This window comes from Streptococcus lactarius, assembly GCF_016642265.1.
In the GTDB taxonomy this organism is placed as follows: Bacteria; Bacillota; Bacilli; order Lactobacillales; family Streptococcaceae; genus Streptococcus; species Streptococcus lactarius.
Window position 1 is genome coordinate 68806 of sequence record NZ_MRXX01000005.1, and the last position, 7435, is coordinate 76240.

Here is a 7435-nt window from a genome sequence, read left to right on the forward strand (position 1 = left end):
AAATCGAATTCTAACGAAATACCGATTTCTGCCCACTCTCTTTTTTGAATCTTTTTACGCGGGAAAATCCGCCTAAAAATCTTGTAAGATACAGTCTTAATCTTGAAAAAATCTTTAAAAAATGCTACAATAAAAAGAACGTTTTAGATTTTGAAAGATTCAAAGTAAGGAAAAAAATGGCAAATTTAGTAAAAACAATTATTGAAAATGATCGAGGCGAAATCAAACGTCTTGAAAAAATGGCGGACAAGGTCTTTGCTTATGAAGATCAAATGGCAGCGATGTCTGATGACGAACTAAAAGCAAAAACTGCTGAGTTTAAGCAACGCTACCAAGATGGTGAGTCTTTGGATGACCTCTTGTACGAAGCTTTTGCAGTTGTTCGTGAAGGGGCAAAACGTGTGCTTGGTTTGTTCCCTTATAAGGTTCAGGTTATGGGGGGAATCGTCCTTCACCATGGGGATGTTCCTGAAATGCGTACAGGGGAAGGAAAAACCCTGACTGCGACCATGCCTGTTTATTTAAATGCCCTTTCTGGTAAAGGAGTACACGTTGTTACCGTCAATGAATACCTTTCTGAACGGGATGCAACGGAGATGGGTGAGCTCTACTCTTGGCTTGGCCTTTCAGTAGGGATCAACTTGGCAGCTAAATCTCCAGCTGAGAAAAAAGAAGCCTACGAATGTGATATCACGTACTCTACCAACTCAGAAATTGGTTTTGACTATCTTCGTGATAACATGGTTGTTCGTGCAGAAAACATGGTGCAACGACCCTTGAACTATGCCTTGGTCGATGAGGTCGATTCCATCTTGATTGACGAAGCCCGTACACCTTTGATCGTTTCTGGTCAAACAGCTTCTGATACAAGCCAACTCTACCATATGGCTGATGCCTATGTGAAAACCTTAAATGAGGATGACTACATTATCGATGTGCCATCTAAAACCATTGGTTTGTCAGATTCAGGGATTGATAAGGCGGAAGAATACTTCAAGTTAGAGAACCTCTACGATATCGACAACGTGGCTCTTACCCACTTTATTGACAATGCCCTTCGTGCTAACTATATTATGATCTTGGATATCGACTACGTGGTTAGTGAAGATCAAGAAATCTTGATCGTCGACCAATTTACAGGTCGGACCATGGAAGGTCGTCGTTATTCAGATGGTCTCCACCAAGCGATTGAAGCTAAAGAAGGCGTACCAGTTCAAGAAGAAACCAAAACGTCAGCATCCATTACCTACCAAAACCTCTTCCGTATGTACAAGAAGTTGTCAGGGATGACAGGGACAGGGAAAACCGAAGAAGAAGAATTCCGTGAAATCTACAACATTCGCGTTGTTCCAATTCCAACCAACCGTCCGATTGCTCGAATTGACCATCCAGATCTTCTCTATCCAAGCTTGAAATCAAAATTCAAGGCCGTTGTGGAAGATGTGAAGTCTCGTCATGAAAAAGGTCAACCAGTCCTAGTCGGTACAGTTGCCGTTGAAACCAGTGATTACTTATCTCAATTGTTGGTACAAGCAGGTGTTCCTCACGAAGTCTTGAATGCGAAAAACCACTACAAAGAAGCGCAAATCATCATGAACGCTGGTCAACGTGGTGCGGTTACGATCGCAACCAACATGGCCGGACGTGGTACCGATATCAAGCTCGGTGAAGGAGTTCGCGAACTCGGTGGACTTTGTGTCATCGGAACAGAACGTCACGAAAGCCGACGGATCGATAACCAGCTGCGTGGTCGTTCAGGACGTCAAGGAGATCCAGGGGAATCTCAATTCTACTTGTCACTTGAAGATGAATTGATGCGTCGTTTTGGTTCAGAGCGGATCAAAGCAGTCCTTGATCGCTTCAAGTTGAGCGAAGAAGAATCCGTCATCCGTTCGAGGATGTTTACCCGCCAAGTAGAGGGGGCTCAAAAACGGGTCGAAGGGAACAACTACGATACTCGGAAACAAGTCCTTCAATACGATGATGTCATGCGGGAACAACGTGAAATTGTTTACGCCCAACGTTATGATGTTATCACGGCGAACCGTGACTTGGCTCCTGAGATCAAAGCCATGATCAAACGGACCATCAAACGGATTGTTGAAGGAGCCAGCCACTCAAGCAAGGAAGAACGCGTTGAAGCAATTCTGAACTTTGCCAAATACAATTTGGTTCCTGAAGATACGATTTCTGAAAACGATATTGAAGGTAAATCTGACAAGGAAGTCATTGATTACTTGTATGCACGTGCAGAAGAAATCTATGCCAGCCAAGTAGCGAAATTGCGTGACGAAGAGTCTGTGCAAGAATTCCAAAAAGTATTGATCCTTCGAGTGGTAGACAGCAAATGGACAGACCATATCGATGCCTTGGATCAATTGCGGAACGCTGTTGGACTTCGTGGTTATGCTCAAAATAACCCAGTGGTAGAATACCAATCTGAAAGTTTCCGTATGTTTAATGACATGATCGGATCAATCGAATTTGATGTCACTCGTCTGATGATGAAAGCCCAAATTCACGAACAAGAACGTCCTCGTACGGAGCACAATATTTCAACAACTGCGACACGCAATATTGCAGCACAACAACAAGACATTCCAGCTGATATTGACTTGTCACAAGTGAAACGCAATGACTTGTGTCCATGTGGATCTGGTAAGAAATTTAAAAATTGTCACGGACGTAAATTTTAAGAGTCCTCTTCAGCCAAGAGAGGAAGGGTCTAGGTAGTAAAAGGAGGCCGTATGGTATTCGTTACGAAGAGCACTAAAATTGATGAAAAAGAAATTACGTCGCTTTACCGTTTGGAGGGCCCTGCCTTGGAGCGGAAAGAAGCGCGTGATCGTGAGTTAGAAGCGATTATCAAAGGGGAGGACCAACGGATTCTTTTAGTGATTGGTCCTTGCTCATCTGATAATGAAGAAGCGGTTTTGGATTATGCTCATCGCTTGGCAGACTTGCAAGAGCAAGTCAAAGATCAGATTTTTATCGTTATGCGGGTCTATACGGCTAAGCCTCGAACCAATGGGGATGGCTACAAAGGATTGATGCACCAACCAGATACACATGGTGCACCAAGCTTTATGGATGGTCTGAAGGCTGTCCGTCATCTCCATTACCGTGTGGTGACAGAGACTGGTTTGACAACGGCAGATGAATTGCTTTACCCAAGTATTCTACCTTATGTGGAGGATCTGATTTCCTATCATGCCATTGGAGCTCGCTCGGTTGAAGACCAAGAGCACCGTTTTGTGGCGAGTGGGATTGCGGCTCCGACAGGGATGAAGAATCCAACTTCAGGAAATCTTTCGGTCATGTTCAATGCGATTTATGCAGCGCAACATCCAAAAAATTTCTTGTTCAATGCCCAAGCCGTGGAAACATCTGGAAATCCTTTGGCCCATGCGATCCTTCGTGGAGGCTTGGATGCTAGTGGTAAGAATATTCCAAATTACCATTATGAAGATTTGCTTGCGGCAGCCAAACGCTATAGCGAAATGGGCTTGCAACATCCCTTTATCCTTGTGGACACCAACCATGACAATTCTGGCAAACAATTCGAAGAGCAAGTACGGATCGTGAGAGAGACCATGATGAACCGTGCTTGGAACAAGGAGTTAGCTTCCTTGGTTCGTGGTTTCATGATTGAATCCTATCTTAAAGATGGTCGTCAAAATGAACCGGTAGTTTATGGTCAATCCATCACAGACCCTTGCCTAGGTTGGGAAAAGACAGAGGCTTTGGTCAAAGAAATAGCAAGCATGAATAAGTAAAAGGCAGGGGCGGAAGGAGTGATTCTTTAGCCCCTTCTCTTTTATCAGTTAGACGATACTGAAACGATAAATAAGGATAAAACAAGATGATCAAAGGACATGGCATCGATATCGAATCGATCGCTGCGATTGAAAAAGCCTATCAAAAGAATACCCGATTCGCTGAAAAAGTCTTAACTGAGGCTGAGCGGGAGCGCTTTGAGGAATTGTCTGGGAAACGAAAGATGGAATATTTAACGGGCCGATGGTCCGCCAAAGAAGCCTTTTCAAAGGCAATGGGGACTGGGATTGGACCAGTTGGTTTTCAAGATTTAGAAATTTTAAATGATGCCCATGGAGCTCCCTATTTTTCTAAGTCCCCGTTTTCTGGGAAGGTTTGGGTTTCGATCAGTCACAAGGGTGATTTGGTATCAACCAGCGTCATTTTGGAGGAAGTAGATGAAAGCAAGTAAACATAGACCAACAGTTGCAACAGTCGATTTGAATGCCATTTCCTTTAATGTGCAGCAAGTCAGTCGGCATATTCCGAGTCAAGCCTTGAAATATGCAGTCGTCAAGGCCAACGCCTATGGTCATGGAGTGGTAGCTGTGACGAAGAAATTGGCGACTCAAGTAGATGGCTTTTGTGTCTCCAATATGGATGAAGCCCTTGAAATCCGTGAAGAGGGCTTAGACCACCCCATTTTAATTTTAGGAGTGGTCCCAACTGAAACAGTTGATTTAGCTAAAAAGTATGACATCAGATTAACGGTAGCCAGCCTTGCTTGGTTGAAGCACTTATTGGCAGAAGAGCCAGATTTTTCAGGATTAAAAGTCCATATCAAGGTGGATTCTGGAATGGGGCGGATTGGATTCCGAAAAATCGAAGAGATCAAAGAGGCAGAAGGCCTCCTCTTAGCAGCTGGAGCTGAAATCGAAGGGATCTTTACCCATTTTGCGACAGCAGATGAAGCAGATGATCGGAAATTTCAAGACCAATACCACTTTTTCAAAGAAGTATTGGCTGCTCTTGAAACCCTTCCTCCGATTGTCCATGCTAGTAATTCAGCCACCTCTTTGTGGCATGCGGATACGATTTTCACAGCTGTACGTCTAGGAGATGTCATGTATGGCTTGAATCCAAGTGGTTCTGTGTTAGCCTTGCCTTATGAAATCAAGCCAGCCTTGAGTTTAGTGAGTGAGTTAGTTCATGTGAAACAGTTAAAAGCTGGTCAAGATATTGGCTACGGGGCAACCTATACAACGGAAGAACCCCAATGGATTGGGACAATTCCTATTGGCTATGCGGATGGCTGGATCCGGGAAATGCAAAATTTCCACGTGCTGATCAAGGGTGAGTACTGTCCCATTGTTGGTCGAGTTTCGATGGACCAGATTACTGTTCGCCTTCCAGAAGAATTACCTCTGGGAACCAAGGTGACCTTGATTGGCCGAGATGGTGAGAAGGAAATCACGGCAACAGAGGTTGCGGACTACCGTGGCACGATTAATTACGAAGTGGTTTGTCTCTTGAGTGACCGGATTCCTCGTGACTATACAGGTGAAGAATAAGAAAAAGCAGGTGGAACTTTCCCAGAAGGACCTGCTTTTTTATCAAAGAAAGGAGGAGCAATGAATTTACACCAACCCTTATCCGTACTGCCTGGTGTTGGCCCCAAATCAGCGGAAAAATTTAAAAAATTAGGGATTGAAACTCTAGAGGATTTGCTTTTGTACTTCCCATTTCGCTATGAAGATTTCAAAACACGTAATGTTTTAGAGTTAGAAGATGGTGAAAAAGCTGTTATTTCTGGGCTTGTCGCGACCCCCGCCAATGTTCAATATTATGGCTACAAGCGAAATCGCTTGCGCTTTTCGATCAAACAAGGGGACCAGGTCATAGCGGTTAATTTTTTCAACCAACCTTACCTAGCAGACAAAATCGAGGTCCAGCAGACCGTGGCGATTTTTGGAAAATGGGACAAGGCCAAAGGCGGTTTGACAGGAATGAAACTTCTGGCTCAGGTAGAAGATGATTTGCAGCCGGTCTATCGAGTGATGCAAGGAGTCAGCCAAAATAGCCTGGTAAAGTTAATCAAAATAGCATTTGATCAGGGCTTGGACCAACTCTTAGAAGAAAATTTGCCCCAAGTTTTGCGGGATCGTTATCAGCTGTTGTCTCGTTCGAATGCAGTGCGAGCGATGCATTTTCCTAAGGATCTTGCAGAGTACAAGCAAGCTCTTCGACGAGTGAAATTTGAAGAGCTCCTCTTTTTCCAGTTGCAGCTTCAAGTGTTAAAAGAAGAAAATCACGATGCCAGTCAAGGGATTTCCTTGGCTTGGAATCCAGAAAAATTAGCAGAACGAAAAAAACATCTTCCTTTTGAGCTGACGCAAGCCCAAGAAACAAGCTTAACTGAAATCTTGACAGATATGGCTTCTCCATACCATATGAATCGTTTGCTACAAGGAGATGTAGGAAGTGGCAAGACAGTCGTGGCCGGACTAGCCATGTATGCAGCTTTAAGCGCTGGTAAGCAAGCCGCCTTGATGGTTCCGACGGAGATTTTGGCAGAGCAGCACAAGGAAAGCTTGCAAAATCTTTTTCCGGATTTGCCAATTGCTCTTCTAACGGGAGGATTAAAGGCAGCTGAGAAACGAGAAGTCTTAGACGAGATCGCTTCTGGCAAGGCCCAGCTGATTGTGGGAACACATGCCTTGATCCAAGAAGGAGTTCACTACCAAGATCTCGGCTTGGTCATTATTGATGAGCAGCACCGTTTTGGGGTTGCCCAGCGACGTATTCTCCGAGAAAAAGGACAAAACCCAGATGTCCTGATGATGACGGCGACTCCTATCCCTCGCACCTTGGCCATTACGGCTTTTGGAGATATGGATGTGTCGATTATTGACCAGATGCCTGCTGGACGCAAGGAAATCATCACGCGCTGGGTCAAGCATGAACAGTTAGAAGTGGTCCTCGATTGGTTGGCCAAAGAGCTTGGCAAAGGTTCTCAGGCCTACTTTATCTCTCCCTTGATTGAGGAGTCAGAGGCGCTAGATTTGAAAAATGCCCTTGCGCTTCAAGAGGAATTAGAGGCCTTCTTTGGTCAGCGGGCGCGCGTTTCTCTTCTTCATGGGAAGATGAAAAGTGAGGAAAAAGAGACCATCATGCAGGCCTTTAAAGAGCACCAAGTTGATGTTCTAGTATCCACGACCGTCATTGAAGTAGGAGTCAATGTGCCTAATGCGACTGTCATGGTCATCATGGATGCAGATCGGTTTGGCCTTAGTCAACTCCATCAGCTTCGAGGCCGTGTTGGTCGCGGAAATAAGCAATCCTATGCTATTCTAGTGGCCAATCCTAAAACAGATAGTGGCAAACAGCGCATGAAAATCATGACAGAGACGACCAATGGGTTTGTGCTGGCAGAGGAAGATTTGAAAATGCGGGGTTCAGGTGAAATTTTTGGAACCCGTCAATCAGGAATTCCAGAATTTCAGGTAGCCGATTTAGTAGAAGATTATCCCATTCTTGAAGAAGCGCGGAAAGTCGCTAGCCAGATCGTAACGACGCCAAATTGGCGAGAACACCCAGATTGGCATTTGCTCTCTCTTTATCTGGAAAAGCAAGAACATTTAGATTAGATCATAAAAAGTGAGAAGAGGCTGGGACAAAA

5 protein-coding genes are annotated in these 7435 nt (G+C 44.5%); all 5 read left to right on the forward strand.

The features are described from left to right. Window positions 1-176 precede the first annotated feature (176 nt). The 5 genes from secA to recG all read left to right on the forward strand — a co-directional run bounded on the left by secA (window position 177) and on the right by recG (window position 7403). Window positions 177-2696: a preprotein translocase subunit SecA gene (gene secA / locus BTU61_RS04330; protein ID WP_200772476.1), complete on the forward strand. Its 2520-nt coding sequence runs from the start codon at window positions 177-179 to the stop codon at window positions 2694-2696. Between the two features lie 51 nt (window positions 2697-2747). Next, window positions 2748-3776 (forward strand): 3-deoxy-7-phosphoheptulonate synthase, encoded by a 1029-nt coding sequence (locus BTU61_RS04335; RefSeq protein WP_200772477.1) that lies wholly within the window; start codon window positions 2748-2750, stop codon window positions 3774-3776. A gap of 86 nt (window positions 3777-3862) precedes the next feature. Continuing rightward, window positions 3863-4228 carry a holo-ACP synthase gene (gene acpS / locus BTU61_RS04340; RefSeq protein ID WP_200772478.1) on the forward strand — a complete coding sequence of 122 codons (366 nt, stop codon included), beginning with the start codon at window positions 3863-3865 and terminating at the stop codon, window positions 4226-4228. Next, a complete protein-coding gene (alr, locus tag BTU61_RS04345; RefSeq protein ID WP_200772479.1) occupies window positions 4215-5327 on the forward strand; it encodes an alanine racemase in 1113 nt (370 codons plus the stop codon). Before acpS ends, alr begins: the two co-directional genes overlap by 14 nt. 60 nt (window positions 5328-5387) lie before the next feature. Further along, on the forward strand, window positions 5388-7403 hold the full coding sequence (gene recG / locus BTU61_RS04350; protein ID WP_200772480.1) for an ATP-dependent DNA helicase RecG: 2016 nt from the start codon (window positions 5388-5390) through the stop codon (window positions 7401-7403). Window positions 7404-7435: the final 32 nt, after the last annotated feature.

Coding starts and splice junctions, on each gene's coding strand:
- secA (WP_200772476.1), top strand. CDS start 177: ATGGCAAATTTAGTAAAAACAATTATTGAAAATGATCGAGGCGAAATC.
- alr (WP_200772479.1), top strand. CDS start 4,215: ATGAAAGCAAGTAAACATAGACCAACAGTTGCAACAGTCGATTTGAAT.
- acpS (WP_200772478.1), top strand. CDS start 3,863: ATGATCAAAGGACATGGCATCGATATCGAATCGATCGCTGCGATTGAA.
- BTU61_RS04335 (WP_200772477.1), top strand. CDS start 2,748: ATGGTATTCGTTACGAAGAGCACTAAAATTGATGAAAAAGAAATTACG.
- recG (WP_200772480.1), top strand. CDS start 5,388: ATGAATTTACACCAACCCTTATCCGTACTGCCTGGTGTTGGCCCCAAA.